26 protein-coding genes and 2 tRNA genes are annotated in these 26,218 nt (G+C 61.7%); 13 read left to right on the top strand and 15 right to left on the bottom strand.

The window, feature by feature from the left end:
* Position 1: 1 nt before the first annotated feature.
* A complete protein-coding gene (locus OXI69_04845; GenBank protein ID MDE2665455.1) occupies positions 2–781 on the bottom strand; it encodes a TIGR01458 family HAD-type hydrolase in 780 nt (259 codons plus the stop codon).
* A gap of 316 nt (positions 782–1,097) precedes the next feature.
* On the opposite strand from OXI69_04845, the gene OXI69_04840 reads away from it, so the two are divergent.
* On the top strand, positions 1,098–1,535 hold the full coding sequence (locus OXI69_04840; GenBank protein MDE2665454.1) for a hypothetical protein: 438 nt from the start codon (positions 1,098–1,100) through the stop codon (positions 1,533–1,535).
* A gap of 31 nt (positions 1,536–1,566) precedes the next feature.
* Here OXI69_04840 and OXI69_04835 read toward each other — a convergent pair whose 3' ends face one another.
* From OXI69_04835 to cysE, 9 genes are all read right to left on the bottom strand, one after another.
* A complete protein-coding gene (locus OXI69_04835) occupies positions 1,567–2,316 on the bottom strand; it encodes a metallophosphoesterase family protein (protein MDE2665453.1) in 750 nt (249 codons plus the stop codon).
* A gap of 44 nt (positions 2,317–2,360) precedes the next feature.
* Positions 2,361–2,969 carry an HAD family phosphatase gene (locus OXI69_04830; protein ID MDE2665452.1) on the bottom strand — a complete coding sequence of 203 codons (609 nt, stop codon included), beginning with the start codon at positions 2,967–2,969 and terminating at the stop codon, positions 2,361–2,363.
* A 33-nt stretch (positions 2,970–3,002) separates the two neighbouring features.
* Positions 3,003–3,941 carry a mannonate dehydratase gene (locus tag OXI69_04825; protein ID MDE2665451.1) on the bottom strand — a complete coding sequence of 313 codons (939 nt, stop codon included), beginning with the start codon at positions 3,939–3,941 and terminating at the stop codon, positions 3,003–3,005.
* An 86-nt stretch (positions 3,942–4,027) separates the two neighbouring features.
* Positions 4,028–4,639, bottom strand: coding sequence for a DNA-3-methyladenine glycosylase (locus OXI69_04820; protein ID MDE2665450.1), 612 nt, complete (start codon positions 4,637–4,639; stop codon positions 4,028–4,030).
* Positions 4,640–4,659: 20 nt separating this feature from the next.
* Complete coding sequence (locus OXI69_04815) at positions 4,660–5,700, bottom strand: hypothetical protein (protein ID MDE2665449.1); 1,041 nt, start codon at positions 5,698–5,700, stop codon at positions 4,660–4,662.
* A gap of 34 nt (positions 5,701–5,734) precedes the next feature.
* Positions 5,735–7,099 (bottom strand): adenosylmethionine--8-amino-7-oxononanoate transaminase, encoded by a 1,365-nt coding sequence (gene bioA, locus OXI69_04810; GenBank protein MDE2665448.1) that lies wholly within the window; start codon positions 7,097–7,099, stop codon positions 5,735–5,737.
* A gap of 174 nt (positions 7,100–7,273) precedes the next feature.
* The gene (locus OXI69_04805) at positions 7,274–8,056 is read right to left on the bottom strand and encodes a class I SAM-dependent methyltransferase (GenBank protein ID MDE2665447.1); all 783 of its coding nucleotides are present in this window, start codon (positions 8,054–8,056) and stop codon (positions 7,274–7,276) included.
* Between the two features lie 299 nt (positions 8,057–8,355).
* Positions 8,356–9,018 carry a DUF1080 domain-containing protein gene (locus OXI69_04800; protein MDE2665446.1) on the bottom strand — a complete coding sequence of 221 codons (663 nt, stop codon included), beginning with the start codon at positions 9,016–9,018 and terminating at the stop codon, positions 8,356–8,358.
* A gap of 21 nt (positions 9,019–9,039) precedes the next feature.
* A complete protein-coding gene (cysE, locus tag OXI69_04795; protein MDE2665445.1) occupies positions 9,040–9,861 on the bottom strand; it encodes a serine O-acetyltransferase in 822 nt (273 codons plus the stop codon).
* 549 nt (positions 9,862–10,410) lie between these two features.
* Here cysE and OXI69_04790 point away from each other — a divergent pair.
* Positions 10,411–11,091: a hypothetical protein gene (locus OXI69_04790; GenBank protein MDE2665444.1), complete on the top strand. Its 681-nt coding sequence runs from the start codon at positions 10,411–10,413 to the stop codon at positions 11,089–11,091.
* Positions 11,092–11,121: 30 nt separating this feature from the next.
* Here the strand turns inward: OXI69_04790 and OXI69_04785 are convergent, their stop codons facing one another.
* From OXI69_04785 to OXI69_04775, 3 genes are all read right to left on the bottom strand, one after another.
* Complete coding sequence (locus tag OXI69_04785) at positions 11,122–12,189, bottom strand: tetratricopeptide repeat protein (GenBank protein ID MDE2665443.1); 1,068 nt, start codon at positions 12,187–12,189, stop codon at positions 11,122–11,124.
* A gap of 338 nt (positions 12,190–12,527) precedes the next feature.
* Positions 12,528–13,202, bottom strand: coding sequence for a 7-cyano-7-deazaguanine synthase QueC (gene queC / locus OXI69_04780; GenBank protein MDE2665442.1), 675 nt, complete (start codon positions 13,200–13,202; stop codon positions 12,528–12,530).
* Positions 13,203–13,230: 28 nt separating this feature from the next.
* Complete coding sequence (locus OXI69_04775) at positions 13,231–13,779, bottom strand: methyltransferase domain-containing protein (protein ID MDE2665441.1); 549 nt, start codon at positions 13,777–13,779, stop codon at positions 13,231–13,233.
* 170 nt (positions 13,780–13,949) lie between these two features.
* Here OXI69_04775 and der point away from each other — a divergent pair, with 170 nt between their 5' ends.
* The 6 genes from der (at position 13,950) to OXI69_04745 (ending at position 17,971) form a co-directional block, all read left to right on the top strand.
* Positions 13,950–15,272, top strand: a complete 1,323-nt coding sequence (der, locus tag OXI69_04770) for a ribosome biogenesis GTPase Der (GenBank protein ID MDE2665440.1) — start codon at positions 13,950–13,952, stop codon at positions 15,270–15,272.
* Positions 15,273–15,446: 174 nt separating this feature from the next.
* Positions 15,447–15,911, top strand: a complete 465-nt coding sequence (locus OXI69_04765) for a MerR family transcriptional regulator (GenBank protein ID MDE2665439.1) — start codon at positions 15,447–15,449, stop codon at positions 15,909–15,911.
* 15 nt (positions 15,912–15,926) lie between these two features.
* Positions 15,927–16,003 (top strand) — tRNA-Pro (locus OXI69_04760).
* A gap of 20 nt (positions 16,004–16,023) precedes the next feature.
* A complete protein-coding gene (surE, locus tag OXI69_04755) occupies positions 16,024–16,788 on the top strand; it encodes a 5'/3'-nucleotidase SurE (GenBank protein ID MDE2665438.1) in 765 nt (254 codons plus the stop codon).
* 8 nt (positions 16,789–16,796) lie between these two features.
* Positions 16,797–16,873: transfer RNA gene (locus tag OXI69_04750), tRNA-Pro, on the top strand.
* Between the two features lie 78 nt (positions 16,874–16,951).
* Entirely contained in the window at positions 16,952–17,971 is a 1,020-nt protein-coding gene (locus OXI69_04745) for a phytanoyl-CoA dioxygenase family protein (GenBank protein MDE2665437.1), read from the top strand.
* 271 nt (positions 17,972–18,242) lie between these two features.
* Here OXI69_04745 and OXI69_04740 read toward each other — a convergent pair whose 3' ends face one another.
* Entirely contained in the window at positions 18,243–18,635 is a 393-nt protein-coding gene (locus OXI69_04740; GenBank protein MDE2665436.1) for a hypothetical protein, read from the bottom strand.
* Positions 18,636–18,865: 230 nt separating this feature from the next.
* Between OXI69_04740 and OXI69_04735 the strand changes: the two genes are divergently transcribed.
* From OXI69_04735 to OXI69_04720, 4 genes are all read left to right on the top strand, one after another.
* Positions 18,866–19,675, top strand: a complete 810-nt coding sequence (locus OXI69_04735) for an RNA polymerase sigma factor (GenBank protein MDE2665435.1) — start codon at positions 18,866–18,868, stop codon at positions 19,673–19,675.
* A gap of 131 nt (positions 19,676–19,806) precedes the next feature.
* A complete protein-coding gene (locus tag OXI69_04730; GenBank protein ID MDE2665434.1) occupies positions 19,807–20,238 on the top strand; it encodes a hypothetical protein in 432 nt (143 codons plus the stop codon).
* Positions 20,239–20,281: 43 nt separating this feature from the next.
* A complete protein-coding gene (locus OXI69_04725; GenBank protein MDE2665433.1) occupies positions 20,282–21,211 on the top strand; it encodes a M23 family metallopeptidase in 930 nt (309 codons plus the stop codon).
* A gap of 29 nt (positions 21,212–21,240) precedes the next feature.
* Positions 21,241–23,466: a S46 family peptidase gene (locus OXI69_04720; protein MDE2665432.1), complete on the top strand. Its 2,226-nt coding sequence runs from the start codon at positions 21,241–21,243 to the stop codon at positions 23,464–23,466.
* Positions 23,467–23,527: 61 nt separating this feature from the next.
* Here OXI69_04720 and msrP read toward each other — a convergent pair whose 3' ends face one another.
* Positions 23,528–24,559, bottom strand: a complete 1,032-nt coding sequence (msrP, locus tag OXI69_04715; GenBank protein MDE2665431.1) for a protein-methionine-sulfoxide reductase catalytic subunit MsrP — start codon at positions 24,557–24,559, stop codon at positions 23,528–23,530.
* 260 nt (positions 24,560–24,819) lie between these two features.
* On the opposite strand from msrP, the gene OXI69_04710 reads away from it, so the two are divergent.
* Positions 24,820–26,208 carry an Nramp family divalent metal transporter gene (locus OXI69_04710; protein MDE2665430.1) on the top strand — a complete coding sequence of 463 codons (1,389 nt, stop codon included), beginning with the start codon at positions 24,820–24,822 and terminating at the stop codon, positions 26,206–26,208.
* Positions 26,209–26,218: the final 10 nt, after the last annotated feature.

Raw genomic sequence — 26,218 nt, 5'->3', positions numbered from 1 at the left:
CTCACGCAAGGATCTCCGACAGTTCAGCCAGGCTCTCGATGACGCCGTCCGGTTGCGGATCGAGATTGTTCTCGTCTTCGGCCTGATACTTGCCGGTTCGGACAAGGATGGTGCGCAGGCCCACCGTCTGTGCGCCGCCAATGTCGGATTCCCAGTCGTCCCCCACCATGGCCGCCTGATGAGGGGGCAGTCCGAGGTGGGAGAGCGCCAGGCGGAAGAATTCCCGCGAGGGTTTGCCGATCACCCGGGCGTTGCGGCCGGTGGCAAACTCCAGGGCGGCTACGAAGGGTCCCATGTCCAGCGTCAGCTTGCCCCGGGTCAGCCAGTAACGGTTCTTCTGCATGGCGATCAGCTCGGCGCCATCCATCAGCTTGCGGAAGACGCGGTTGAGCAGCTCGAAGGTAAACCCTTCCATCAGATCGCCCAGGACCACGACGTCGGGTCGGTCCTCGTCCAGTCTCAGGCCCTGGAACTCCTGGATGGAGTCGCCCCGGGTGACCACCCAGCAGCGGGCCTGCGGATGGCGCCGCAGCATCAGGCTGGCTGCCACCGGAGCCGTGAATATCTCCGAGGCATCCGACTCGATGCCCAGGGCATGGAGCTTGTCCCGGATGGTTTCCCGCCGCTTGTTGGTGGTATTGGTCACGAAGCGGAGCCGGTAGCCGCGCTCCCTGAGGTCGGCGATGGCTTGGGCGGCGCCGGGAATCAGGCGGTTGTCCTGATAGACGGTGCCGTCCAGATCCAGCATCAAGCCGTGCAATCCGGTGAGTGTCGCTTTCATCGTTCCTGCCCGTGAAATCTTCCGTGGGCACCGTGCCGTGGCAAATGAACGCGGCTTTGCCTTCGCTCCCGCTCGGCGATTAAGAGGCAATTCGCCCTATTATAGCGGTTCCTTGCCGGCCCATAGGGCGGCAGGTCGGCCATGAGCCTGGCCAGTCGCCGGCCATTCCCCTTCCCGGTTGAGCAAAACGCTTGTCCTACGCCACTTCTCCCGAGGCGGACAATTCACGTGCTACTTGCACCGGTCACTTCACAGGCTACCGACAAGGCCCTCGGCGCGGTTTGACACCCCCCAACCGCTGTGCTACTTTGCGGCCATGCCAGCCAGCCGTCAATTCCTGGTGATTTCAGCCCTGCTGTTGTTAGGGGCCGCGGTGGGTTGCGGGGACTCGAGCGGTCCGTCCGCCGACCCGGAAAGGACGGCTCGGGAGGAGGCCTACAGGGACCAGGTGACCCTCTCCGGTCTGGGGCTGGCCAAGGGGGAAAACTTCCTGGGGGACGAGATCTTTTACGTGGAGGGATCGCTGACCAATGATGGGGAGGGGACCGTTCGGAGAGTGGAGTTGACCTTCCTCTTCAAGGATACCCTCGACCAGGTGGTCTTGAGGGAAGCGCGCACCGCCCTGGAGTATCGGGGAAAGCGCGGGGTCGCACCGCAACAGGTTGCCGAGTTTCAGGTGGCCTTCGAAAACCTGCCCCGGGACTGGAACTACGTGGTTCCGGAGGTGCAGGTCAGCGGGATCGGCCTCCAGTAGACTGTTGGCTCAACCGCCGCAGGCCTACGGACTACCAGCCCTGTCTCAGGCGGTCGGCCAGGTAGGACGGCAGACCGGCCTCTCTCATCTTTTTCTGGGTGCGCCCGACCGGATACTCCACCCTCAGGTAGGAAACCAGCGCCTTCGCCTGATCATAGACCGCAAAGGCCGCCCGCCGGTCATCGTCCCTGGGCTGACCCACCGACCCGGGGTTGATCAGGTACCGGTTCTCCGAATCGAGCACCAGCCGGCTCTCAGCAGCTCCCTTTCGAAGTCCGGGATCCAACGGCCCCGCCCGGCGTTCCTTGAACCAGGCGAATCCACCCTGAACGTGGGTGTGCCCGAAGAAGGTCAACCGGTGGGCCGCCAGGCTCAGGCTCTGCAGGGCGTCCTCGAGATTCAACAGGTACTGATCCTCGTCCAGCAAGGACCCGTGAGCCACCGTGAATCCGTCTCCCTTTACCGGTCCGCGGGTCATCGCCTGCAAATAGCGCCGATTCTCTTCCGATAGTTGAGCCTGGGTCCAGAGGGCCGCGCTTCTGGCCAGGGGGTTGAACAAGGAGAGATCGGTCAATCCCACCGCGGCCTTGTCGTGATTGCCTCGAACCATCAACGCCGGATCCAGTTGCCGCACCGCCTCGATCACCTCGTTGGGATCGGGGCCGTAGCCCACCAGGTCGCCGCAGCAAATCACCTGGTCAAACCGCCCCCGGGCCCTCTCCAGGACCGCCTCGAGCGCCTCCAGGTTGGCGTGGATGTCTGTCAGGATCAGAAATCGCAAGTAACCAGTAGAAACGGCTGGGCCTGCTCAGCCGGACGGCATCATCATTCGACGACCACACCGGCCTGGCGCAGAGCCATCCTGAGTTGCTGCTCGGACTGGAAGCAGGTGGCCACAATCCCGGCCTGACGGGCGGCCTCGACGTTCTCCGGACGGTCGTCGGCAAAGAAGATCTCCTCGGGGGGGACTCCGGCTCGATCGATGGCGATCCGATAGATGGCGGGCTCCGGTTTCAGACAGCCGAGCTCATAGGACAGGAGACGATCCTCTATGTGGCGGACCAGGGGATAGTTATTCCAAATGAACTCGAAGTGGACTTCGTTGACGTTGGAGAGCATCAGGAGCCGGTAGTGGCGCTTCAGGCTGAGCAGAAAGGACTCCGGAAGCAGCGGCTCGGGCAGGAACAGGGAAGTCCAGAGCTGTTCGAACTCCTCGGTTGAGACATCCAGCCGCAGGCGGGCGCACATGGTCCGGTAGAAGTCGGATCGGGAATAATGGCCGCGGTCGAAGAGCAACAGGGGTTCCCTGTCGGCAAGGACCTGCATGATTTCGGGCAATGACAGTGCGGAGCGTGTGCCGAGCGCGTTCAGCGGAATGGTTGGATCGTAGTCAATGATGACTTTGCCCAGATCCAGGCAGATCACCTTAATCATGGCGGAGATGAATTTGATCAGTTGCCCGCAGGGTCACCGGGCGTCACCCACGGCCTGCATCAATCCTCGCATGTATCCGACGGCAAACAGGCGGCCCAGCGTGGTGTAGCCGGCCTCGCCCTCTTCTTCGCCCGACAGTTGGGGAACGTGGTCTGGTCGCATGGGCCCGTCGAAGCGGATGTCGCGGTAGGCCCGCATGGCTTCCACCATGTCGGTCTGCCCCTCGTCATGAAAGGTCTCCACGAACCGGCTGCTTGTCCCTCGGATGTCCCTGAAATGGACGTACTTGATGTGAGGTCCCAGGCGCCGGATGGTGGAGGGGATATCCACTCCCATTTCGGCGAAGGTCCCCTGGCAGAAGCAGATGCCGTGGGCCGGACTTGAGCTCAGGCCGATCAGGCGTTCGAAACTATCGACGCTGTTCATGATGCGGGGATAGCCCTGGAAGTTGGGAATGGGGGGATCGTCCGGATGCATGGCCAGCGTGACCCCGCACTCCTCGGCCACGGGCAGGATTCTCTCCAGAAAGAAGTCCAGGTTCTCCCAGAGGCGGTCGGCCGATGGCAGGTCCGCCGTCGAGGAAGAGGCCTGCGGCAGGTCGCTCAGGTCGAAGCCGGTGACCAGGGCTCCTCCGCGCCCCTTTTCATCGATCGAAGTCCTGGCCCAGTCGCCGCCGGCAATGAAGTTGTAGCAGAGCAGGCCGATGCCGGCTCGCCCCATGATGTGGATCAGTGTCTTGATCTGCTCGATTTCGGCATCGCGCCGGGGCCCCCCGAGCTTGATGTCCTCGATGGGCAGGTAGCCCTCGACGACCGAGACCCGCAGGCCGAAGGCCTCGATGCTGGCCTTCCGGTCGACCAAATCGGAAAATTCCAGTCCCGGGTACCGGATGACCACGTCGGAGACCCCCACCTGGCTTGCCAGTCGGAGGTGGTGATCGGAAATGGGGGTCAGCACGATGCCAATGCGCATGGAATTCCTCGGAGGATGTCGACCAGGGTGGGTCTACGGACTCGAACCGCGGTCGCGGCTGTTGGGCAGCCCTATTGTAACCTGTATCACCTCGAAACGAACCCGTTCCCCCGGATCAGGAAGCGCCATGGCTTGGACAGCCATGGCTCGGGAGTCTGGCCCAGTCCGATGCGGGGGGTGGCCACAACGGAGGACGGCGGCACCGCCTCCCCTCGGACCAGGGTGAGAGATGAGCCAGGCTGGCAGCAATCCATCCCGTTCTCCTCCCGGGCGATTCCCAGGGCCTGGGTCAGCTTGGCCGGACCGCTGGCAAGTTGGGCCAGGGGCTTGCCGCCGCGGAGTTCCTGCATGCGCTCAATCCCCTCCAGGGGCTCGAATGCCCGAATGAGCACCGCCGCCGGAAACCCGTCCGCCTCGGTGACCAGGTTCAGCATCCAGTGCATGCCGTAGGTGAAGTAGACATAGGCGAATCCCGGGGGGCCGTACATGATCTCGGTTCGCGGGGTTCGGCCCGCTTTGGCGTGACAGGCCAGATCCCTCTCGCCGATGTAGGCTTCGGTTTCGACAATGGCCCCCACCAGCGGGGTGCCGCCCAACTCGCGGACAAGACGGCAGCCCAGCAACTCACGGGCGACGGTTCGGGTGGGGCGGTCGAAAAAGGATCGGCGGAGGAAATCGTGTTGGCAGGGAGGAGCCAAGGGTCGTTTACCGGTCGGGCCTACTCCACCCAGTCGGCGATGAAGACGTTGGTCTCGCCCCGAACTTTTCCGTGGCGGTTGGAGGCGAAGACCAGTTGTTTTCCATCCGGCGAGAACATGGGGAACCCGTCAAAAGTCTCGTCGAACGTGACCTGTTCCAGGTTGGTCCCATCGATGTCGATCAGGTAGAGGTCGAAGTTGCGGCCCCTGGGGTCGCCCAGGTTGGAGGCAAAGATGATCCGCCGTCCGTCCGGATGGAAGAAGGGACAGAAATTGGCGGCGCCGTTGCGGGTCACCTGAACCCGGCCGCTGCCGTCGGCATTCATCACGAAGATGTCGAGCTGATTCGGCTCGATCAGGTTTCGGCTCAGCAGGCCGGTGTACTTGGCCTTGGCGGTCTCATCGGTGGGGTGGGAGGCGCGGTAGACGATCTTCCGGCCGTCGGGGGAGTAGAAACCGCCCCCGTCGTAACCGAGGGTGTCGGTGAGCCTTTGAACCCCCGACCCGTCGATGTTCATGGAGTAAAGATCCAGGTCGCCGTCCCTCATGGAGGTGAACACGATCTTTTCCCCGTCGGGAGATACAGTGGCTTCGGCGTCGTAACCCGGAGTGTCGGTCAAGCGGGTCAGGCCCTGGTTGAAATCCGAAAGAAATATGTCGTAGTCGGGGTAGACGGCCCACACGTATCCCCGGGAAAAGTCGGGTCGAGGCGGGCAATTTTCACTGCCCAGGTGGGTCGAGGCGTAGACGAACTGCTGGCCGTCCTTGAGGAAATAGGCGCAGGTGGTGCGGCCCTTGCCGCTGCTGACCCGGGTGATGCCGCTGCCGTCGGTGCCCATCACGAAGATCTGGTCGCACTGGCCACCGTCCCGGGTCGCTTGAAATATCAGGCGTTTACTGTCGAAGGAGAAGTAGGCTTCGGCATTCTCTCCTCCAAAGGTCAGTTGACGCAGGTTGCGTAGGCGGCGTTCCGGGTTTTCGGGCTCGTCCGGCGCCTGGCAGGCGGCCAAAGCCGGCAGCAAGCACAGGGGCGCCATTCGTGCAGCCCAGGGGAATTTCATGTTTCCTCGTCCTTTCGCGGTGGAACGGCCTGGGTCACTCCTCTTCCCAAGCAGCCTCAATGCTATTGTAGGTAACCTCCACCAGCGTTTTCAATTGGGGCCGGGTGATCGAAAGCGGGGGCATCAGCACAACGGTGTCGCCGAGGGGTCTCAGGAGGACGCCTCGCTGCCGGGCCTGCAAGACCACCCGATGGCCCATGCGGTGTCCCACCGGAAAGGGCTTCCTGCTGCCGCGGTCCCGGACCAGCTCGATTCCCACCATGAACCCCAGTTGCCGGACGTCCCCGACGCAGGGCAGCTCCCACATGCGCCGCAGTGCCCTGGTCAGATAGCCGATCTTTCTCTGTAACTTCTGCAAGGTCTTCTCCTTGCTGAAGACCTCCAGGTTGGCCAAGGCCGCCGCGCAGGCCAGCGGATTCCCCGTGTAGGTATGTCCGTGAAAGAAGGACTTGAACTCCTCGTACTCCCCCAGAAAGGACTCGAAGATGTTCTCGCTGGTCAAGGTGGCTGCCAACGGTAGCGTTCCGCCGGTGATTCCCTTGGCCAGTGCCACAAAATCCGGCTGGATGCCCTCGTGTTCCAGGGCCAGGAATCTGCCCGTTCTACCGAATCCGGTAGCCACTTCATCCAGGATCAGGTGCACTCCGAAGCGACGCGTCAGTTCGGCCAGCCCTCTCATGAAGCCTTCCGGCATGGGCACCATTCCGCCCGCCCCCTGAATCATGGGCTCCACCACCAGGCCGCAGATCTCGCGATGGCGGTTCCGCAGCACCTGCTCGACCTCGCTGAGATGATCGCTCTCACGGTGCGGCGGCGGTTTTCCCGGGGGGTAGCGGTGGCAATAGGGGTAAGCCACCTTGATGGTGGGGAACAGCAGGGGGCGAAAAATCTCGTGGAAGAGCCGGACGCCGCCCACGCTCACCGATCCCAGGGTGTCCCCGTGGTAGGCATTTGAGAAGGCCACGAACTTCTTCTTGGAATCCCATTGCCGGCCCTGGTTTCTCCAGTACTGGAAAGACATCTTGAGGGCGATCTCCACGGCCGTGGCCCCGTCGTCGGAAAAGAAGACCCGGGTCAGGTTCGGGGGCGTGAGCTCGACCAGCTTCCGAGCCAGTTGCACCGCGGGAACGTTGGTCAGTCCCAGCAGGGTGCTGTGGTCCAGGCGATCCAGTTGGCGGCGGATGGCCCGCACGATGTGTGGGTGGGAGTGGCCGTGGATGTTGGCCCAAAGCGAAGAGACTCCGTCCAGATACTTCCGTCCCCGGGTGTCGTACAAGTAGACTCCCCGGCCCCGCTCGATCACGAGTTGAGGGGACTCCATCCACTCCTTCATTTGAGTGAAGGGGTGCCAAAGGGTCTGCTTGTCCAGCTTTTCGAGATCCGTTTCAGTCCGATCCATGGGTGGCGAGTCGGTCATGGGATGAAGATGCGGGTCACCCGAGAGAGGGGGATTACTTCCGTAGCCTTTGCCGGTTTCACTTGGCAGCGGAGGCTGCCGGGTGCTCCCGGGGCGTCACCAGGTGCCGTCCCCGAAAATTCTATACCCGGCGCGATTCCCCTGGGGCCGGCCGGGTCACGACCCGGGAGGATGCAGACTGCCGGCATAGACCAGCGTGTCGTATTGGAAGGCGATCCTTCCTTCGACCTGCCACTCCTCGAATATCCGGTCCAGCGCCCGCATCAGGGGCCGGTGACCGGGATGTCCGGGTAACGGCACAAAGGAGCAGGAAAGCGTGCGGCCGATGAGACCCTCCCGGTCGAAAACCTGAGAGTTAGCCAGAATTTTCCGGTGAAACGCTTGCGAGCCGAAGAAAGACTGCAGTTGGGTCTGGCCGATGTTCTGGTGGCGAACCCGGGCGTAGTCGGTGCCGTGGCGCAGCAGCAACTCTTCGTAGGCCCTCAGGAACCCCGTGCTCTCGGTCCTTCGCTGGTTCCAGACCAGCACAGTAAAGGCAGGGGGGTTGGAGATGCGCCGGAACTCCTCTCGGGCTCGCTCGATCCGGAACCAGTGAAAGGCCTGGCCGGCGACGATGAGATCCACCGACCGGCTCGCGAGGGTGGTGGCTTCAGCGCGCCCATCGATGCTCCGGAAGCGGAGGTAGCGCTCCAGGTGGGCCTCGGCTGTCTGCCGCATCTCTGGATTGGGCTCGACACCCAAGACCGGGTAGCCGTGCCGCAGGAAGAGCTCAGCCAAAAGCCCTGTTCCGGAACCGATGTCGGCGATGCGGTGGGCAGATTTCAGGGCGGACAGTTCCCTGAGCCATTCGACCAGACCCTCGGGGTATCCCGGGCGATACTTTCGATAGTATTCGACCCGCCCCAGAAAGCGTTCCGGAGCTTTGGCGAGGGAAGACAATGGGGGACTCTTTCAGGTCGTTGGGCTTGAGACCGGCCACCGGGGAGGAGATCAGACGGAACCCGCGGTGCCGGGCGGCTCAAACGGGTTGCAACAGGAGTAATTCAAATCAGTCCGGCAACGCCGCCTCGCGGGCCTTACAGATGCTGCTAAATCTCTTGGCTTTAAACTGGTTCCACAAGCTGCGGCCGCCTGAGTTGCGGCGTTTGTTTCAGGTAAGTCATGGGAGCCTGCGCGGATGAAACATGCCCAAGTGGAATAGCCGCCGACCAGGAGGCTCGCGCTGGGCCGGCAGCCTCCTACAGTCGAGACTCCCGGCGAATTTCCCTGACTCGTATGTTGCGGAACTCGACCTTGGTCCCGTGCCCCAGGAAGCCGATATGTCCGCTGCTCCGGGCCACTCCGGGGTGTTTCTCCAGGACCTCGGGGTCGGTCACCGAATCCAGGTCGAAGTCGACGATGACGGTGCCGTTGAGCGTCACCTTGATCTGGCGGCCCACAGCGCGGATCTCCTCCTGGTTCCACTCTCCGGTCGGTTTCAGAAAACCCCGCTTGGCCGGAGCCAGGTCATAGACCGATCCGTGATACTGGGTCGGGCGGAGCTTGTCCTTGTAACGGGGTGAGTGGTTGTCGAGGACCTGGATTTCCAATCCCTGATAGGCGGCATCCCCAACCAATGGGGACCGGATTCCGACGCCGTTGTTGGAGCCTTCCTGCAGGCGAAACTCGAAGCGCAGCACAAAGTCCGCAAACTCCCGCTCGGTGAAGAGGTTGCCCCCACCCTCGGCGGGACAGATCAACACCCCGTCCTCCACCAGGTAGCCCTCACCCACCTTCGCTACCGACTGCCAACCCTGAAGAGACTTGCCGTCAAACAACGGCATGAAGCCGGGCTCCGGAGCCGATGAACGACCGCAGGCGAGCCAGCTGACCATCAGGAGGACAAGGACCGTACGTTTCATGGTGGATTTTCGCCGGATGCTTCAGGGAAGAAGGTCGGCCTCCTCGGGAATCTGGTGGTCCATCTCGACCGCCGGCTCATCCACGTCGGGGCATCCCACCACCTTGGCCGGAACCCCGGTGACGGTGCAGTGGGGTGGAACATCGGTCAGGACCACGCTGCCGGCTCCGACTTTGGCGCCCTCACCCACGTGGACGTTCCCCAGGATCTTGGCGCCGGCCCCGATCAACACTCCACGATGGACCTTGGGGTGGCGGTCTCCGCTCTCCTTGCCCGTTCCGCCCAGCGTTACCGCGTGCAGCATGGAGACCATGTCTTCGACCACGGCCGTCTCGCCGATGACCACGCCCGTGCCATGATCGATGAAGACCCCCTTGCCGATGCGGGCGGCCGGATGAATGTCGACCCCGAAGACTTCCGAAATCCGGTTCTGGAGCAGCAGCGCCAGCTGATGGCGCTCCTGCGTCCACAGCCAGTGGGCCACGCGGTAGGACTGGAGTGCATGGAACCCCTTGTAGTAGAGCAGAGGCTCGGCATAGCTGTTGCAGGCGGGGTCTCTGTCGCGGAAGGCCTTCAGATCCTCCCGAACCGCGGCTCGAATGGAAGCGCTGTCGGCCAGCGCCTCGTCGATGACGTCGCGAATCATCATGGGAGACAGGCTGGGACTGGTCAGCTTGGCGGCAAGATGAAAGCTGAGCGTGTCCTCCAGGCTCTGGTGGTTGAGCACAGTGGAATGCAGAAAGCTGGCCAGGATGGGTTCCCTGGCAGCCTCGAGCGAGACGTCTTCACGGATATCGCGCCAGACCGTGTCGCTGCCGACCGCCTCTTGTTTGAGCAGGTTCATGTTCGGTTCCGGATGCAGGACGGCAAGGATTCCCACTTGCTCCCTGGACCGCTGGAGTTCAAATCATGTATTTAAGCGAAAAACCCGCTCGACGTCAATTCGGCCGGCCAGTCGCGCAGGACTATCCCACGCTACCGAATTCCATGTGAAATTGTAGGGGCAACCCTTGTGGGTGCCCTTGGTGGATGCGCAATTTGGCTATTGCCGGGCGAACCGGAATCACCGGGCAACCACAAGGATTGCCCCTACATTGGGGGGGCTGCGTGGGATGGGCCGGCTGGTTGCAGCCTCAAATGGATACCTCCATTCTCCCGCCCCGCCACCCGAAAAGAACCACGGGGAGATGAATCCGGCCGCTATTCGGGGTACACTAGGATTTCGGACAGGATCCGTAGCCCCTCAGTTCGCGAGGAGGAAGCCTTGAAGGCGAGAATCTCCGGTGTCCATGGCTTGGTTGGTCTAGGGATTGCTTTGGCCTGGGTGTCTGCTGTTCCGGCACTGCCCCAAGGTTCGCCTGACACCTCGAAGGTAGGGGTGGTGAAGGCTTTCATGGCCGCCAGAACGCTACGGCACAACGTCGAGGCCCGCAAACTCATGACGGCCGGGTTGGAGAAGCGCTATCTTCGCGGCAAACGTCTCTCCATCCGGGTACGCAGCGGGCGGATCGCCGCCTTCAACTTCAGTCCTGCCGCCATATTCCCAGTGGGCAAGGACAAGTTCCAGGTCTCGGTGGAAAGCACCTGGGTCGACCTCAACAACCAGGTGAGCAGCCGGGTCAACGAACAGATCCGGTTCGTCAAGATCAGGGGAGAATGGCTGGCCGAAGATATCAAGTTTCTGCGGTCCGATCCCCGTCGTCCCATCATGCCCTTCAACGTAGCCAGCGAGAAGCGGGCCAAGTTCGCCATGATGGTGGCCAAGCGATTCATGAGGCACCTGATCGACCGAAACGTCCAAGCGGCCAGCCAACTGCTGACCCAGGGCTTTCAGAGCCGCTTCCACAATCAGGGGGTGATGAGCGAATACCTGCTGGGCTCGGAAGATCCGGCCTATGTCGCCTTTGAGGTTACTTCGCTGGTTCAGACCGAACCCGATCGCATGACCATGGGGACCACCATCTATCTGGCGGCCAGCGGCGAGACCGGGTTCGAAAGGTTGGAAGCCTCCTTGATCCTACATAGAGGCAGCTTGGACTGGGTGGTGGACGGAGTGGAGTTCAAGGAAACCTGAGACCCGGTTTCACCCTCGCCTGTATATTCATCATTCCTCGCTGAATTCCGTTTGCACGCTGGCCGAGAGGGTTTGGATCATGGCCTTGGCCTGTGCGGCAAACCTCCCCTCGGGCTCATAGAGCAAGTAATTCTCGAAGGCCTCGACGGTGCCCGGCGCGGGAATCGTCTTGCCGTCAGGAGTGAATGTGGCCGTGGCTACCAGGCCCATTCCGATCTGATAGTGGGCGTTGGCGTGTTTCGGATCGGCTTCCACGGCCTTCTTGAATGACTCCAGGGCCTCCGCGTTCTTGCCGCTGTTGCTCAGCACCACGCCGAGGTTGTAAAAGGCCTGTCCGGCCCTGCCGGGGTCGAGTTCGGCCGCCTTTCCCATGGCTTCCACCGCCAGGTCCGCATCTCCCTTGTTACCGTAGACAAGGCCTAAATTGAAGTAGTACTCCGACTCCGACAGGGGATCGGGTCTGTCGGCCAGAGCGGCAAGGGCGTTCTTGTAGGCCTCGATTGCCTGATCGTACTTCCTCAGCCTCTGGTACGAAATGGCCAGGTTGCCGTGAGCCACATGCTGTTTGGGATCGATTTCCGAGGCCCTCCTAAAAGCCACCGAGGCCCCCTCGTAGTTCTTGGCCATGAATAGCTTCCGCCCCTCGTCGAAGGCCGACTTCATGCTGGTGAACTTCTTTTCGGCGGCTTCCCTGCGTTTGCGCTCCTGCTCCATGGCCTCTCTTTCCTCGTCGCTCAACTGGGCCAGGGCCTGCTTTCTGATTTCGGCCAGGTCGAAGTCCAATGTGTTCTCGTTTCCCAGCTTGATCCGGAACTCCTGGTAATTGGCTACCGGCTGGCCGTCGATGGCCAGGGTCACCCTGTAGAAGGCCGGGTAAAGTCCCCCGATAAAATAGCGCCCCTGCTTGTCGGTCTTGACTTGGTAGTTCTTTTCGACCTTGGCTCGGCCGAGGGAAATCACGGCCCCTTCCAGGGGCTTGCCGTCCTCGCCGATGACCTCTCCGGAGAGGGAGCTCTGCGCCGACAGGGTAGCCGGCAACAACAGGGATGCCACGGCCAGGATAGCCAAGGTCGGAAGGGCGCGTATCTTTGTGTTCATGGAAACCTCCAGCAACGGATTCTGCCTGCTAGCCCGCATGTCTCAACAGGGGGCGTGATGATGGCGCAGGAAATTTTCCCCTCAGCGCGTGCTCGCGACCGAAGAGCGTAGCGGTTTCTATGGTCGAGGGAGCATATGCGGGCTGACGGGAAAAGAACCAGCCAGGGCACGCCCAGCGCCGTTTGTAGTCGCAAGCAGTCACAATCGGTTCGATCAAGTATTGAATGTCAACGGCGTTCCGATGTGTTTTCAGCGACCTGGTGAGACATGCGGGCTAACCCAGGCTTTCCCCTTTTGGATGAACTCTACCGCAAAAGTGTTCCCTGGGGCTAGATTTTCTAGGCTTGAAGATAGGGGGTCGGGTCCTCCACGCCGGCTTCCCGAAATCCTCTCCTCCGCAGGGCGCAACTGTCGCAACGCCCGCAGGCGATGTCCCCGTCCCGATAACAGGACCAGGTCACGTGGAGGGGAGCGCCCAGCCTCTGTCCGGCGGCTACGATCTCACACTTTTTCATCCGGATGACCGGTGTCAGGATCTCCAGGCGGGTCTCGGGGCGGGTCCCAGCCTCAATCAGGCGGTTGAAGGCCCGATAGTACTCGGGGCGGCAGTCCGGGTATCCCGAGCTGTCCTCGAAGACGGCCCCGATGAATATGGAGCGGGCGCCCAGCACCTCGCCCCAGGAGGTCGCAATGGAGAGAAAGTGGGCGTTGCGAAAGGGCACATAGCTGCTGGGAATCTCCCGGCGCTCCAGGTCGGGCTCTTCGACCTCCATGCCGGTGTCGGTCAAGCTGGACCCTCCGATCCGGCCCAGGTGGGACAGCTCGCACACCAGCGTTCTCTCTGTCCCGTAATATTCAGCGATTCGATGAAAGGCTCTCAACTCCTGCCGGGCGGTACGCTGCCCGTAGGAGACGTGGAGGAAGGCCACTTCGTGCTGCTGCAGGGCCATGGCCGCGCAGACGCAACTGTCCATGCCCCCGCTCACCAGTACCACTGCCAGTTCTTTCTTCATGGTTGGGCCCGTTGGGAACTCGGACCGGCTACTTCAGCACCCGCAGTCGGAAGGACATGACTTTTCCGCGGATCAGGGTACAGAGGTACTGTTCCCAGAACTTTCTCAGGAAACGGAAGCGGGGACTGCGATTCTGCAGATTGACCAGGAACTCGAAGCCCAGGTAGCGGTAGAGCTTGAGCAGCTTGACCTCGGAATATTCCACGGTAAAGCGGGCCTTCGAATAGTAGTTGGTCCGGGATGCCTCTTCGAAGTGCTCGAAGGAGCGGCTGTTGAGGTGCCAGCGGTGGGAGGGATCCTGCCAGGAGGAGGTGTCGGTGTAGTGGGGCGTGACCACTTCCACCAGGGCGCCGGGGCGGGCAATGCGATGCACTTCCTCCATGGTGCGAACGATGGACTGGATGTGTTCCACCACGTGAGACATCCGAACGTGATCGAAAGAATCGGAGGGAAAGGGATAGGGGAACCGGTCCAGATCGTGGACCACGTCCACCCCTTCCAGCGGCACCACGTCCAGGCCGATGCTTCCGGGAAGCTTGAAGCGGCCGCAACCGATGTCAAGGCTCTTTCGGCTCACAATCGTTGTCTTCCAGTGTTCCGAGAGGGGACGCGAGGCATTCCAACCGCGGACCAGGGCACCCTGCCCCGCTCCTATCAGCGGGATTGTAGTCGATCTCCGAGACGGGTCGCATCCCTATTAATGGGGTATACTGAGGCAAATCCGGAGATCTTCCGAAGGCAGTTCCCTTGAGCCAGCCCACCGTCGCCATTATCGGCCGCCCCAACGTCGGCAAGTCCACCCTGTTCAACAGAATCTGCAGGCAGAGGCGTTCCCTGGTGGGCAATGAGCCCGGAATGACTCGGGACCGGGTGAATGCCCGGGCCGAGTGGGGCGGACGCCAGTTCGAGATCATCGACACCGGAGGCATGATCCCCGGCGACCGGGATCCGATGCCGGGATTCATTTTCGAGCAAGCCGAGACCGCCATCCGGAAGGCACAGGTTCTGGTGCTGGTGGTGGACGGGCGCGCCGGGCTCACTCCCCTCGACCAATCCCTGGGAAAGCTGTTGATCGAATGCTCCAAGTCGGTGGTGGTGGCCGTGAACAAGTGCGACAGCGCCGGCCAGGCAATTCATGCCTCGGAATTCTCCGAGTTGGGTCTGGAAGAGGTCATCCCTGTGTCGGCGGCCCACGGCTTGAACGTAGGCGACCTTCTGGACGAAGTGGTCAAATACCTCCCCAGGGGCAGCCGCTCCAAGCGCTTGCCGCCCGGCGAGATTCGGGTGGCTATCGTGGGCAAACCCAACGTGGGCAAATCGACGCTGCTGAATCGCATCCTGGGAGAAGACCGCACCATCGTGTCCCCGATTCCAGGAACCACACGCGATACCATCGATTCCCGAGCCACACGCAACGGCAAGGTCTATCGGTTCATGGACACGGCCGGAATCCGCAAGAAGCGTCAGACATTTCTTCAGGCCGAAAAGTTAAGCGTCATGATGGCTCGCAAGAGCGTGCAGCGTGCCGACGTGGCCCTGGTCATGATGGACGCCACCGAGGCTCCCTCGTCGCTGGATTCCGCCATCGCGGGATACGTGCAGGAGGTTGGAGCCTCCGCCATTCTGGTCGTCAACAAATGGGACCTGATGAAGAAAGACAGTGGTACCATGGTGGCTTTTGAGAAACGGGTGCGCTCCAAAGTGCGGTTCCTGGCCTACGCTCCCATGGTGTTCGTTTCGGCCGCCACCGGCCAGCGCGTCCCCAAGCTGATCTCGCTGATTGATCAGGTCTTCAAGGCGCGGCGTACCCGGATCGGAACGGGGGAGTTGAATGCGTTCCTGCAACGCGAGGCCCTTCGGGACACGGCTGTGCCATTCAGCCGGCAGGTCAGGGTGCGATACATGACCCAGGTGCACGATTCTCCGCCGACTTTTGTACTCTTCACGGCTCGGAAATCGCCGCTTCACCCCTCCGTTCAACGATACCTGGTCAACCGGATCAGAGAGCGCTTCGGGTTTGTGGGCACTCCGGTGGTATTGAAGCACAAGGTGGAGAGGAAGGCGGGCTGAGTGTCCAACCATCTGTCGCTGGTCGGGGGAGTGACCCGCATGGCCGGTCGATTCTGAAATGTCGGCATTGGGTCGGGAATTCGACACCCACGGGCAGTGACCCCATGACGGTTTTGTTTTCAATAGCATAGTGTTGCAGTAGTGAGCAGGACCGAAAGGACTGTCGGCTCGATCATGCCGGAACGATCTCTGAAGCTAGTGAATCGCCAGCGAGGAAGCACGGATTCCGAGGCTTCGGTCGAAATTCCCGACAAGTTGTTTTTCAGTATCGGCGAGGTGTGCAAGCTGGTGAAGGTGGAGCCCTACGTCCTGCGTTTCTGGGAATCGGAGTTTCCGCGCCTAAAGCCCGCCAAAGGGCCCAACGGCCGCCGCATGTACCGCAAGCGGGATATCGAGACGGTTCTAACCATCAAGCACCTCCTCTATGACCAGGGGTTCACCATCGCGGGGGCACGGAAAGCTCTCGCCTCCGGAGCCGCTGCCGGCGGGCCTCGCAGGGGCGATCGGGAATCTCCACGGGAGCCGGAAAGACCTCCTTCGGAGGCGGCATCCAGCCCTTCCGCGGGCGCCGCGGAGAGGGTCCGCACGCTCGAGTCGGAGCTCCGCGCCATCTTGACAATCCTGAATCGAAGGTGTTAGATTCCGAGTCGGTTTCGGGACGTAGCGCAGCCAGGTAGCGCACACGCTTGGGGTGCGTGGGGTCGGAGGTTCAAATCCTCTCGTCCCGACCATTTTTCTTCAGAGTCCATCATTGGCTGCAATCTTACTGACCAACGACGACGGGATCCACTCCGCAGGAATCACCTCACTGGCTCGCTCTCTTTCCCACCTGGGACAGGTCATAACCGTGGCGCCCGACCGGGAGAGAAGTGCCTCCAGTCAGGCCCTGACGCTTTGGCGGCCCATCCGATACGAAGAGGTTGGAGTGGATCGCTACTCGGTGGAGGGTACACCGGCGGATTGCGTGATCATTGCCCTGAACCACATCCTCCCGAGCAGGCCGGATCTGGTGATCTCGGGAATCAACCGGGGCTCCAACCTGGGCCATGACATCGCCTATTCCGGTACGGTAGCGGGCGCTATGGAAGCCGCCAGGCACGGGATTCAGGCGGCAGCCGTCTCATTGGGGAGGCAGGCGGAATTCGACTTTGAAGAGGCGGCCCAGTTCACGGCCCATCTGGCCGGACAATTGCTGAACAAGCCGCTTCCGCGGGGTTTCATCCTGAACGTCAACGTTCCCGCCGGAAGATGGCAGGGAGTGCGGGTGACTCGCCAGGACACCAGCCCCATCGGCAACCTGATCGTGGAGAGCCGGGACCCTCGGGGCCGGAAATACTTCTGGCTGGACCAGGAGCTGGAACCCCGAGACCTGCCGGCTGACGGAGACTCCGACTACGTGGCCGTCCGCTCCGGCTGCGTTTCCATCACACCGCTCAAGCTCGACCAGACCGCCCTGGAGTTGAGTTCCGAGTTGAAGTCCTGGGCGGAATTCCTTTCACCGGCAGCTTGCCGCTGATTCAATGACGGGGCGTGGCTCAGCCTGGTAGAGCACCTGGTTCGGGACCAGGGGGTCGGAGGTTCAAATCCTCTCGCCCCGACCATTTGAATCGGTGAGTGCCGCTGAACTTCAATCCTCTGACAGCCGCCGGAGGCCGGAAAACCCCAGGACAGGGAACCCCATGGCCGATCTCTCCCTAGCTCCTCTCCAAGCGGTTGAAACCTCCACAAGAGACCACGCCGTCCTGTCCCAACAACTGCAGGCCGAGGGGTACCTGTTCGTTCGGGGACTGATCGATCCGGGAAAGGTCGCGCGGGTGCGCTCGGATATTGGGCAACTGCTCATCCGACATGGCTTTGCCGTCGACGATCCGCAACAGGAGTTGAAGTGGTCGGGCAGGATGCCGGAATCCACTGAGCTGACTCCCAGCGGTCCCGTCGGCCGCAGGATCGGCGATCTGCCTTCGCTGACCGAGATGATCCATGACCGGGAGCTCTTCAGGTTCCTGGGGGCGCTGTTTGACGGCGAGGTCTTCAGTTGGGTCGAGAACGCCGACCGCGTGCGGATCATCTTCCAGGATCTCTCGCCCGCCAAGACCCGAGGCCAGCACTTCGACTACGTCACTCCGGCCCACCAGGACGGCTACCATTTTCGGGTGTCGTTCGTGACCTGCTGGGTCGCCTTGATGGACATCGACCGGACCACCGGCGGGCTGGCCCTCTGCAAGGGGTCCCATCGAAAGGGAGTCCACCAGCACTGGTACCGGGGAGCCCATTACCTGGGGATCCCGCAGAACCCCGACCAGGCCCGGGAAATGGCTCGCATGGGAGCCATCCCGGTAGCCGGCGAATCGGCTCCCGACGACTCGCCCAAGACCTGGTTGCGATCCGACTACCAGGCCGGCGACGTGCTGATCTTTCACCCCCACATGATCCACTGCGGACTTCCCAACCGGTCGCCTCAATTGCGGGTCTCGGCCGACTTTCGCTACCAGCGCCGTGGCGATCCCACCGTCTGGCAATCCGGCTGCCGCCTCTTCGAATGCCACAAGTTCCTGGACGAATCCCGCGCCTGCCTGGAGGGGATGGACATCGAGCAGGGCGTGGCCGACCGGGCCTGGGAGCTGATGCGCCGCCACGGGCCCAGTCCGGATATGGACCTCCCTACCCAGGCGCGGCAGATGGTGAGTCGCGTCACGTGACCGGCCGCTTCCTCGGGAGCGTCGGCACTCACCAATCTTCTGGTTTCGAGATCGTTGTCCCCGGAATCCGTTCCGGAAACTGCGCGGCCTTCAACATTGCTCGGTGGATGTGCCTCCCATAAGTTGCAGCATTCTTCAATTTTGGGGCCATCTGCCACCGCCCAGGACATACGACAAGCACCGGTTTCTTCCGTTCAATAGTCACCAATCGAATTGGCGTAATTAAATCGGTATCGTTGGATATGACGGTGGCCATGTCGAACAATCCTCTTCAGGCATCGTTCAACAGGTGCGCCGCCAGGTTAACGTCCGAGCCTTTCTCTTCCATCGTGTAGACCTCGGCAATCAACGCATCAGGGAGCGCTCGGTTTCTCTTTCGACGTTTCTTCTTTCCCCTTGTATCTGTTGGATAACTACCCACAGGTAGAATCTGTGAACCTGAAACCGGATGATTGCCGGCGGGCAGCTCTACCGGTGTCGGTGTGTCAATTCGTTTATCGGCGACCGGCAGGTTTGTGAGCGGCCGCCACGCCGTCTTGGCAAGAAAGCTTCCGAAATGGACTGTAACGAGGGGCAAAGTGTTGAGTGCACTCAAATAGGCGTGTTGACGGGCCGACGCCCCCGGTTTCGATGCTCCGGACACTCGGGCGGTGAAGTAGTTCACCCGGTCTACCGTACATCCGGGTGGGAGCACCTGCTCGGCGAGTGCGACAGGATTGAGCTACTTGAATGGTGTTCCCTTTAAGGCTCCGCAATACAGGTTGAATCCGTCAACATAGACTCTCACTCGCAAAGTTTCTCCCCCACAAAAAGCAAGGGCCGCTCCGTGAAGCGGCCCTTGAGCCGACAGCGCGCTGTCGGCGGGTACCTACTTGGAACCATACTTAGGGATTGATGAATGTGCAAACTATTCTGAAGTCAGGGCAGCGTTTCCTGCTTGACTCGGGATACATCCTCAAGCGTAGCTCGATATGCGTCGAGCAGTGTTTTCGTCGCCGCCGCCGGCTGAATTCGGGGCAATACCCTTTTTGCCGCCGCCACGTAGGAGCGAAAGGCAAGCGGGAGTATCGAAGACGTTCCTACGCAACCGGGCGGGGCAAGTCCGTGGCCGGGCGCAAAATACTGTCAGAAATTGCTCCGATGAATGACTACCTATATATGGAGCAAGATTGGTTCCGGCCCGGTGCAAAGTCTACCCAGGATGATCTCTACCAAGAGGTTGCCAAAGCCTATGGAGCCGCGCTGGACCGATTGGCCAGAGCCTATGAAGCTGACGCCGACAAGCGGAAGGATCTCCTACAGGAAATTCACTTTGCACTGTGGCGAAGCTTCGCAGGTTACGGTTTCCGATGTTCACTTCGTACTTGGGTCTACCGTGTCGCTCACAATACGGCTACATCGTATGTCATGCGGCAGCGTCGCCGCCGGTCTGAGACTCTCATCAGTCTGCAGGAGATCGAGATGATTGCGGATAGCGAGGAAGTCGATCTGGCTGCTGACCGACACAAGACCCTGGAGAGGCTTTTGAACTTGATCCAGCGGCTCAAGCCGCTCGACCGCCAGGTGATGCTATCGTACCTCGAGGGAGTGGACGCTGGGTCGATCGGTGAGATCGTTGGTATTTCACCAGCCAACGTCGCAACAAGAATCCATCGATTGAAGAGTATTTTGATCAACCGTTTTCGCCGGAGAATGAAACCATGAGCGGTGGAGCTTCCGAGCATGATGTGAGGACTGTCTGGCAAAACCAAGAGGTAGATACTCGCCCACTTTCGCTAGATCAGATTCGCAAGAAAGCACGGCAGTTCCAGTGGCGCATCCGTTGGAGGAATCGGATGGAATACTTGGCGTCGGCTATCGTGGTGTTGTTATCTGGATACTTTATTTGGAGCGTGGACGATGTAGTAGTGCGGACGGGATTGGGTTTGTTGGTTGCTGGTACTTTGTATATGGTGTACCAGCTTCAACAGCGAGGTGAAGCTCAAATGCTGCCGGCCGACCTTGGCCTGAGAGCCTGTCTCGCCTTCCATCGAGCAGAACTGGTGCGGCAGCGAGATCTGTTGCGGGACGTTTGGCGTTGGTATCTGCTGCCATTCGCACCGGGAATCATAACGATTTTCGTTGCAGCGAGCGGGCTAATGCTTTGGACTCAGTGGATTGGGAAGGTCGTGTTTTTGGTGGGTTTTTTCTGGTTGGTCGCCATGTTGAATCAGTGGGCGGCTCGCCGGCTCCAACGCGAGATCGACGCTCTGGATAAAGAGTCGTGAGCTTTCCGCTAAGTCCCGGCCGGAACGTTGAGACAGCACTGTCATGACCGAAGCACCCGTAAGCCGATTCAGATCCCTGTTGCGTTGGGCTCTGCCCGTCCTGCTGGCCGTCTTGCTGCTTCCCTCCTGGATACTTTTCTTCTCCAGAGGCATGCTGGCCGTCTACGGCTGGCTGGCGCTCATCAGCGTCGGCCAACTCCTCGCTCCCCTGACCATTCTGGTACTGATGATGCATGCCATCCGCAAGCGTCGCTTCAGCCGGCCGATGTGGGTCGCTTCGGCCCTGGCGCTGGTGGCCCTTTGGCCCGGTCTGTGGAGTTTCGGCGTGCTTATGATGGCTTTTCCCTACGATATCGAACGGTCGGTGCCGCCGGCGACCGTTCGCCTACCCTCCAACGAGCCTGTCCGCGTTGCCTGGGGAGGTGATCGCCTGGCTGTCAACTATCACGTATCGACACCCGATCAACGCTGGGCTTATGATCTCGTCGTCGAACCGGCAGCGCACGGCTCGGAAGATCCGGAGGACTACGGTTGTTACGGAACGCCGGTGGTTGCGCCCGTGTCCGCGCGGGTGCACTACTCCACCGATGGAGCGCCCGACCATACGCCGGGCGCTGTCAGCAACGACATGCAAAACCCGACCGGCAATACGGTCGTGCTCGCTCTCGACACGGAGACCTATCTCGTCATCGCGCACCTCAAGACAGGTAGCGTTCTGGTAGGGGCCGGGGACCAGGTTCAGGAGGGCGAACCTATCGGTGCCTGCGGCAACTCGGGCAACACCAGCGAACCCCACATTCACATCCACCATCAACGGCAGGATCCACGGAATCGCCCTCTCAACTTCTCCGAAGGACTGCCACTCTATTTTCGCGACCACGACGGAGCGGCTATGCCGGAGGGTGGTGTCAAAATCAGCAATGGAAAAGTCACTTTGGCCGGAGCCAAGGTGAAACACTCTCTGACCGAATGAGCTTACAATCAACCGCAGAGGTTCCTTCCATGAAGCAAGCGGCTGTCTCTTGCCTGGTTCTCCTGGTCTCTCTCGTTTTCCTTCCTGCCATTATCCTGGCCGAAGAGGGTATGTGGAGGCCCGGGCAGCTTCCCGCCTTGGCAGAAGAGCTGAGGTCCTTGGATCCGGAGGTGGATGCCGTGGCCCTGTCGGACCTGACCGGCCACCCCATGAACGCCGTGATCTGGCTGGGCGGCTGCACGGCCTCCTTCGTCTCGCCCCAGGGCCTGGTGATCACCAACCACCACTGTGCCTACGGGTCCATTCAGCACAACTCCAGCGAGGGACGGAACCTGCTGGAGGAGGGCTTTCTGGCCGGCGGCCGGGATCGGGAGCTTCCGGCGGCTCCGGGAACCCACGTCCTGGTGACGGTGGCGGTGGAGGACGTCACCCGCTCGGTGTTGGCGGCGGTTCCCGATGGAGCCGGCCCCCGGGAACGCTATCAGGCCATCGAAGACAGGCAGAAGGCCCTGGTTGCCGAGTGCGAGCAGGACCCGGGGCATCGATGCCGAGTGGCCGCCTACTCCGGCGGGCTGGAGTATGAGTTGATCAAGCAGTTGGAAATCCGGGATGTTCGCCTGGTGTATGCACCGGCACTTTCAATCGGCAAGTATGGGGGCGACATCGACAACTGGATGTGGCCCCGCCACACCGGGGACTATGCCTTCTATCGCGCCTACATGGGCCCGGAAGGGAAGCCGGCGGACTATGCGGAAGTGAATGTTCCCTACCGGCCCCGGCATCACCTGAGAGTCTCCACCCGGGGAGTCGACACCGGAGACCTGGTCCTGGTGGCCGGCTATCCGGGGGGCACCGACCGTTACCGCCTGGCCAGCGAGGTCGAGGGGGTTATCCGGTGGGATTACCCCCGCCGCATCAAGGCCTTCCAGCAGTGGCACGACATCATCGAACGCACGGTGGCCGGCCGGGAAGACAAAGCCCTCAAGTATGCGTCGCTGCAGGCCAGCCTGAACAACGTCATCAAGAACTACAAGGGAATGCTGGAGGGTTTCGCCAAGAGCGATATCCTGGAGCGAAAACGGGCCCTGGAGCGGGACCTGCAGGCCTGGATCGAAGCCGGTCCGCCTTCGCGGTCCGGGATGAAGACCGCTGCCGGCGATCTGGGAAAACTGGTGGCCGAGTCCCAGTCCGGGCGGGAGGCGGCCCTTCACTACGACTTTCTCGGAGGCCGGTCTTCGCTGCTGAGAGCCGCCCGCAGGCTGTACCGGCTCAGCCGGGAGCGTCAGAAACCCGACGAGCACCGGGAACCCGGCTACCAGGAACGCGACTTGACCCGCATCCGAGAGAGGCTGAAGCGCATCGATCGGACCTTCGATCCGCAGGTGGACCGTGCCTGCTGGCGCCAGTTTGTCCTGGACTACGCCAAGCTCCCGGCAGAACAGCACGTCCAGGCCTTCGACGACTGGTTCGGGATTCGACCGACCGGGGTGCAGGAAGCCAAGCTGGACCGGCGCCTGGACGAGATGTATGGGCAGACCCGACTGGGGGATCTTGAAACCCGGATTTCCTGGATGGAGGCGGCGCCCCGGGACTTCGAAGCCAGCCTGGATCCCTTCATCCGGATGGCCGTCAGCCTCTATGACAGCGATATGGAACGCGAGGAGAGCGACAAGGAGCTTCAGGGACGATTCGACCAGGCACGGCCGCGCTTCATGGAGGCCCTGATCGCCTACAACCAAAGCCGGGGGAAGTCGGTCTATCCCGACGCCAACTCGACCCTCAGGGTCACCTACGGCACGGTCAAGGGGTACTCAGCCAGGGATGGCCTTCGCTATCTCCCTTTCACCACCCTGCGCGGCATCCTGGAGAAATACACGGGACAAGAACCCTTCAATGCCCCCCTCGGACAGCTCAAGCTGATTCGCGGCCGGGAATTCGGCGACTACTACGTGAAAGCGCTGGATTCGGTGCCCGTGAATTTTCTGAGCACCCTGGATGCGACCGGAGGCAACTCGGGCTCCCCCACCTTGAACGGGCGCGGGGAGCTGGTGGGACTGCTGTTTGACGGCAACTGGGAGAGCATCGTTGCCGACTGGGATTTCATTCCGGCCATCACCCGGTCCATTCACGTGGACATCCGTTACGCCCTCTGGATCATGGAGCACCTGGACGCAGCCCACCACCTTCTGAGCGAGATGGGGGTGAAGGCCGTCTCCGCGGACACAGAGTCCCGTCCGGAGCAGACCGGGCGGTAAAATCCTTGGGTGGTGGAGTCGGACTCAGCGCAGGACGGTGAAAGCGGCGGGAGCCGCTCCGTCAGCGGGCAGTCTGCCCGCGTCTCAGAGAGCGCTGGGGCTTGGTGGGTTCGTCCGGGTAGAGGTGCCCCACCTGGTCCGCGTAGCCGTTGAACATCAGGGTGGGGCGCCGAGGTCCCCGGCGCGGCGCCGCGTTGGCCACCAGCATGTAGTCCCATTCCTGGGACCATCGGGGATGGGGAACGTTGGGGTTCACGTTGCTCAGGTAGCCGTACTCGTGCTGGTAAGGCTTGGCCGACCAGAAGGTCCCCGGCTTCTTGGCGACCAGCTCGATCTTCACGATGGACTTGGGTGACTTGTAGCCGTACTTCCAGGGCACGATGATGCGCACGGGGGCCCCGTGCTGTTTGAGCAGAGGCTTGCCGTAGACTCCGGTCACCGCCAGGGTCAGGTCGTTCATGGCCTCGTCCAGGCGCAGGGCTTCGTAATAGGGCCACGGGTAGTGCCTTTCACTGAGTCCCGGCATCTGTGCGGGCCGGTGGGCGGTAATGAAGCGGACGTGTCGGGCCTTGGCGGTGGGCTGGACGTCCTTGAGCAGCTTGCTCAGGGGGAATCCCGTCCAGGGAATGTTCATGGCCCAGGTTTCCACGCAACGAAAGCGGTAGACCCGCTCTTCCTGCTCGAATCCGAACAGGTCGTCCAGATCGAAGGTGCGGGGCTTTTGACACTCGCCGCTCACCTCAACCTTCCAGGGCTCCACTTCAAACCTGCTGGTATATTTCCAGACCGGTCCCCCGCGATTGGGCAGAAACTCGTAGAAATTGTTGTGGGTGGCTGCCACCAGGCGGTCGGTCAATTCGAGGTTCGGGGGATCGAAACCGGCGTTGCGCTTGGCCGGGAACACCTCCGGTCGCTCGAAGGGAAGGGCCAGGGGGCCGCCTTCCGGAGGCGGAGGCGGTTGGGAGCAGCCGAGGGAGGGATACAGGCAGGTGCCGGCGCCAGCCAGCAGGGCCGTCTGTACGAACCTGCGGCGGTTCAGGAACACCGATTCCTCTGTCGGCTCCAAACGCGGAAGCTGAAGGACTTTGCTCACCGTGTTACCTCCACTGTTTCCCGATTGGGGGCCGGGGCATCCGATCGGCGGCTATGACTGTTCCTCCGGCGAGGATGGAATCAGCGGGAAGCCGCCGCCCCTGATTGAATCTTAGCACGTGAGATGGATGCAGACTGCCGAATTGCAGTTGGCTGGCGACGGACAGCATGGAGGCTGCCCCGACCCGCTCAGCTCCAACGAATGACAGCTTGCGGGGCCGCCCCTCAGACCCACAAGTGGGGAAAAGGATTCCCACCCAGGTGCATCGAAGGACCACCAAGAAGATGACGCCAACCGGCCGATCCGCCGACAATGGGCCTTCAGAGACCCTTCCTCCTCCCAGGCACTTCCTGGGTCGTCTTCGCCAGGTCGGTCCGTCTCTCATCCTGACCGCGGGGATCGTCGGCTCGGGCGAGCTGATCGTGACCACCACGCTGGGAGCCAGGCTGGGCTTTGCAGCGCTCTGGCTGATCCTGTTGAGCTGCGCCTCCAAGGTGGTTCTGCAGGTGGAGATCGGACGCTACGCCATCTCCTCGGGAGACTCCTCGCTCAGGTCGGTGGACCGGATTCCGGGACCGCGCTGGCGAGCCTCCTGGGTGGTTTGGGGCTGGCTCTTGAGCACCTTGATCTCCGCCAGCCTGGTGGGAGGGATCGTCGGCGGCGTGGCTCAATGCCTCCACCTGATCCTTCCACACCTGAGTGTCACTGCCTGGGGAGTCCTCGCCTGCCTGGTGACCTTGGGGATCCTGCTCAGCGGCGGCTACAGCGTGGTGGAGCGTGGGGCCATGTTGATGGTGGTGGCTTTCAGCCTGACCACGGTGGTGGCGGCAGGGGCCCTGCAGTGGTCGGGCCACGCCCTGTCTCCCGAAAATATCTGGGAAGGGCTGACGTTTCAACTACCGGCCCAGGGGGGGCTGGCCCTGGCTTTTGCCCTGTTCGGGCTGACCGGGGTGGGTACGTCCGATCTGTTTGCCTATCCCAACTGGTGCCTGGAGAAAGGGTACGCTCGCCATATCGGACCCCGCAGCGGCCGGCCGGACTGGAACAAGCGAGCGCGGGGCTGGATCCGGGTGATGCAACTGGATGCCTTGCTGGCCATGGGCATCTATACCACCATCACGGTTGCCTTCTACTTGCTGGGAGCCGCCGTTCTTCACGGCCAGGGCCTGGTGCCCGAGGGCGGCCAGATGATCGCTACCCTTTCCAGGACCTTTACCGGAATTTTCGGTCCCTGGGGCTACTTCGTTTTTCTTACCGGAGCCCTGGTCACCCTCTACTCCACCCTGTTCGCCTCGGTGGCGGCCAACGCCATCATGGGACTGGATTGTCTGACCGTCTTCGGCTTTCTTTCGCGTGATCGCCCGCTGCAGCGGATCCGCTGGCGAAGGGGTATGCAGGTCTTCTGGGCAGCGGTTTTCGCCACCATCTTCCTGGCTTTTCCGGAACAGCCGGTTCACCTCATCGTTGTGGGAGGCGTGGTGCAGACCGGCATGTTGCCCGTGATTGCCTGCTCCATCCTCTACCTGCGCTACCGCCGGCTGGATCGCGGGATCGGTCCCTCCCCCTGGATCGACTGGCTGCTGTGGCTGTCCGCCGGACTTACGCTCTGCGTGGCCTCTTATACGCTGTTGGGGCACCTGGGTGGATGAGGAAGAGGAG

The sequence above is a fragment of the Acidobacteriota bacterium genome (assembly GCA_028875575.1).
Taxonomy (GTDB): Bacteria; Acidobacteriota; Terriglobia; order Versatilivoradales; family Versatilivoraceae; genus Versatilivorator.
Note: the sequence above shows the minus strand (reverse complement) of the source record. Positions and strands in the feature narration are given on the sequence as shown.